This window comes from Microbacterium sp. P2_F9 (assembly GCF_056403635.1).
This window is the reverse complement of sequence record NZ_JBFUFC010000283.1, coordinates 1-3,535: the sequence shown is the minus strand read 5'-3', so window position 1 is coordinate 3,535 and position 3,535 is coordinate 1. Positions and strand designations below refer to the sequence as shown.

The window sequence follows — 3,535 nt, the reverse complement described above, 5'->3', positions numbered from 1 at the left end:
ATCTTCAACTACGCGCCGCTGCCAGGCATCTGGATCGCTTTTACGAACTTCAACTACCGCGACGGCATCTTCGGCAGCCCCTTCGTCGGGTTCAAGAACTTCGAGTTCCTGATCAAGTCGGGTCAGCTGTGGCTGCTCACGCGCAACACGGTCCTCTACAACCTGGCGTTCATCGTGCTGGGGAACGTCCTGGCGATCGCCTTCGCGGTGATGCTCAACGAGATCCGGCTGAAGTACTTCAAGAAGATCACCCAGAGCATCATGTTCCTGCCGTACTTCATCTCGGTCGTGCTCGTCGGCGTCATCGCGTTCAACCTCCTGAACTTCGACAACGGCGCCGTCAACACGCTCATCGAGCAGACCGGCGGCGACCCGCTCAAGATCTACAGCACGCCCGGTGCGTGGCCGTTCATCATCACCGGAGTGCATCTCTGGCAGAGCACCGGCTACGGCACGATCGTGTATTTCGCGGCGATCATGGGCATCGACCGGGGAATGTTCGAGGCGGCCGCGATCGACGGCGCATCGGCATGGCAGCGCATCCGCTACATCATCCTGCCGAGCCTCAAGCCGATCTTCGTGATCCTGCTGCTGTTCGCGCTGGGCGGGATCATGCACGGCAACTTCGGGCTCTTCTGGAACCTCGTCGGCAACAACGCGGCGCTGTTCCAGTCCACCGACATCATCGAGACCGCCGTGTACCGCATGGTGATGTCGCAGAACAATTTCACGACGTCGACGGCGGTGGGTCTGTACCAGTCGCTGTTCGGATTCGCCATCGTGATCACGGCGAACTGGATCGTCCGGAGGATGAACCCTGACTATGCACTCTTCTGATATCGCCGACGTGCCGGTGACCGCGACCGTGACTGCGAGCAAGGCGGCCGGCCGTCGCGCCACCGCCACGAAAGAGCGCACCCGCCGCATCAAGCTCGACCGCAGCGACTACGTGATCCGAGGGATCTCGTACACCACGATCTCGATCTTCACGGTGATGTGCCTGCTGCCGTTCATCCTGATCGTCTCCGCCTCATTCTCGAGCGAGGCGGCGATCATGAAGAGCGGGTTCGGGCTGCTCCCGCAGGACTTCACGTTCACCGCGTACGAGTACATCTTCCGAGCGCCGCGGCAGATCATCGGCTCATATGTCGTCACGATCGTGATGACCGTCGCCGGCACGGCGATCGGGCTGTTCATCATCGCGATGACGGGCTTCGCGCTCTATCGGCAGGACTTCCGCCTGCGCAACTACATCGCCTTCTTCATCTACTTCACGACGCTGTTCTCGGCCGGCCTCGCGCCCACCTTCCTGTGGATCGGCCGGGACCTCGGGCTGCGGGGAAACTACCTGGCGGTCTTCCTGCCGCTGCTCATGACCCCGTGGCTCATCATCCTGATGAAGAACTTCATGCGCACCATCCCCTACGAGATCGTCGAGTCGGGCAAGATCGACGGCGCCGGCGACATGCGGATCTTCATCCAGCTGTGTCTGCCGATGATGAAGCCGGCGCTGGCGACGGTCGGACTGTTCCTCGCCCTCGGCTACTGGAACGAGTGGTACCTCTCGTCGCTCTATCTGGGCAGCACCGTCGAGTTCAAACCGCTCCAGTACTACCTGTACAACGTGATCAACACGGCCAATGCCCTGCGCAACTCGGTCGCCGGATCGAACGTCAGCATCACGGATCTGCCGAGCAACACCCTGAAGATGGCCAGCGCGGTCGTGGCGACGGTGCCCATCCTCTTCCTCTATCCCTTCGTCCAAAAATACTTCGTCAGCGGCATCACGGTCGGCGCCGTCAAGGGCTGACCCGCCGCTGCTGACGATGCGCGGCAGACCACCGAAGATCGGTCGCGCACCAATACGCCTCCCGTAGAGGCGGCACCACTGCAACCACCAGTACTGAGAGCCAAAGGAGCCTCACAATGGCAAGGAAATTCATCAGGGCAGGAGCGGCGGTCCTCGCGCTCGGCCTGGGCGCCACCGCACTCGCGGGATGCGCCGGATCCTCATCGGAGGAGTCGGAGGGCGGCGACCCGACCGAGATCACGATGCTCGTGCTCGGCGACAAGCCCACCAACGGCCGCCTCGAGGCGATGCTGGACAAGCTCAACGAGCGTCTCGTCGAGCAGGCCAACGCGAAGCTCGACCTGTTCTACGTCGAGTGGGCCGACTGGCAGACCCAGTACAACCTGCAGCTGCTGTCGGGCGACGACAACGTCGACCTCATCACCACGGCCACGGACTGGCTGTTCGCGTGGGAGAACGCCGAAAAGGGCGCCTTCCTCCCGCTGTCGGAGGACATGCTCAAGGAGCACGCCCCGAAGACGTGGGCACAGGTCGACGCTGATGGGCACTGGGACCTGACGAAGCTGGACGACGGACAGATCTACTTCATCCCGGAGGACAACTTCACCCAGTACACGAACCACGGCTTCTTCTACCGCGGTGACTGGGCGACGGCGGCCGGCTTCGAGAACGGCGAGATCACGAAGTTCGAGGACTTCACGAAGTACTTCCAGTGGGTCAAGGACAACAAGCCCGAGGCGTACCCGTGGGACGTCGCGGGTGACGCCTACGCCGACATCACCGGCTACATCCAGGGTCACAGCGACTTCCAGACGATCCAGCAGGTCAGCGCCGGAAACTACTACCCGTTCCAGACGACCGAGGCCGACCCGAACACGGTGACCTCGTGGTTCATGGAGGGCGACCAGCTGCTCGAGGCCGCCGAAAACGCGAAGAAGTGGAACGACATCGGCGTGTGGCGTGAGGACGCCGCGAACTACGACGGTGACACGCGCGAGGAGCTGTACGCCGGCTTGTCCGGCGTCGACCAGCACCACACGCAGACGTTCATCGGGCAGATCTACGACAACCTGTCGAAGAAGCAGCCGGGCTCCGACCCGAAGTTCTTCTACTGGGGCCAGGAGAACGGGAACGTCTTCAAGGACATCCTGACTCACGGCGCCATGGGTGTGAGCGCCTACTCCGCACACCCGGAGAAGGCACTCGAGGTCTACGACCTGCTCCGCAACGATGAAGAGGACTACCGCCTCATCAACTACGGCATCGAGGGCACCGACTACATCGTCACGGACGACGGCAAGCTCGGCTACCCCGAGGGCTACGACTCGTCGACCGACTCGCTCGGCTCCAACTTCTGGGCCGGACGCATGGACGAGTTCGAGCTGGACAAGGTCACCGACGCGCCCAACAAGCAGGAGATCTACGACGCACTCGACGCGGTCGCCGAGGACTACCCGTACTCGACCCTCCTCATCAACAAGGACGCGATCGACCCGACGCTGGCGGCCATGAGCAGCGTGCTCACGCAGTACGTCCCCCAGCTGGCCTTCGGCAAGTTCGACGACCCGGCTGCGGCCATCGCCGAGATGCGCCAGGCGCTGAAGGATGCCGGCTACGAGGACGCTCGCGCGTCGATCCAGGCCGACATGGACGCGTGGGCCAAGTAGCGGGTGCTGAGCTGACCCATTGAGACGGTCGGGCGGGTCCGCACCACGCGGGCCCGCC

The 3,535-nt window shown here is 63.0% G+C and carries 3 protein-coding genes; all 3 read left to right on the top strand.

Annotated features, from left to right (window positions below):
• Positions 1-837, top strand: an 837-nt coding sequence (locus AC1DVT_RS18790; RefSeq protein ID WP_477390755.1) for an ABC transporter permease, incomplete at its 5' end; no start/stop codon positions are given.
• A complete protein-coding gene (locus AC1DVT_RS18785; protein ID WP_457101953.1) occupies positions 824-1,810 on the top strand; it encodes a carbohydrate ABC transporter permease in 987 nt (328 codons plus the stop codon). The genes AC1DVT_RS18790 and AC1DVT_RS18785, both read left to right, overlap by 14 nt.
• Positions 1,811-1,926: 116 nt before the next feature.
• Positions 1,927-3,477 (top strand): ABC transporter substrate-binding protein, encoded by a 1,551-nt coding sequence (locus AC1DVT_RS18780; protein WP_477390753.1) that lies wholly within the window; start codon positions 1,927-1,929, stop codon positions 3,475-3,477.
• The last annotated feature ends 58 nt before the right edge of the window (positions 3,478-3,535 follow it).

Bases quoted from the DNA above. Each gene is read 5' to 3' on its own strand.
- AC1DVT_RS18785 (WP_457101953.1), top strand. From the start codon at position 824: ATGCACTCTTCTGATATCGCCGACGTGCCGGTGACCGCGACCGTGACT.
- AC1DVT_RS18780 (WP_477390753.1), top strand. From the start codon at position 1,927: ATGGCAAGGAAATTCATCAGGGCAGGAGCGGCGGTCCTCGCGCTCGGC.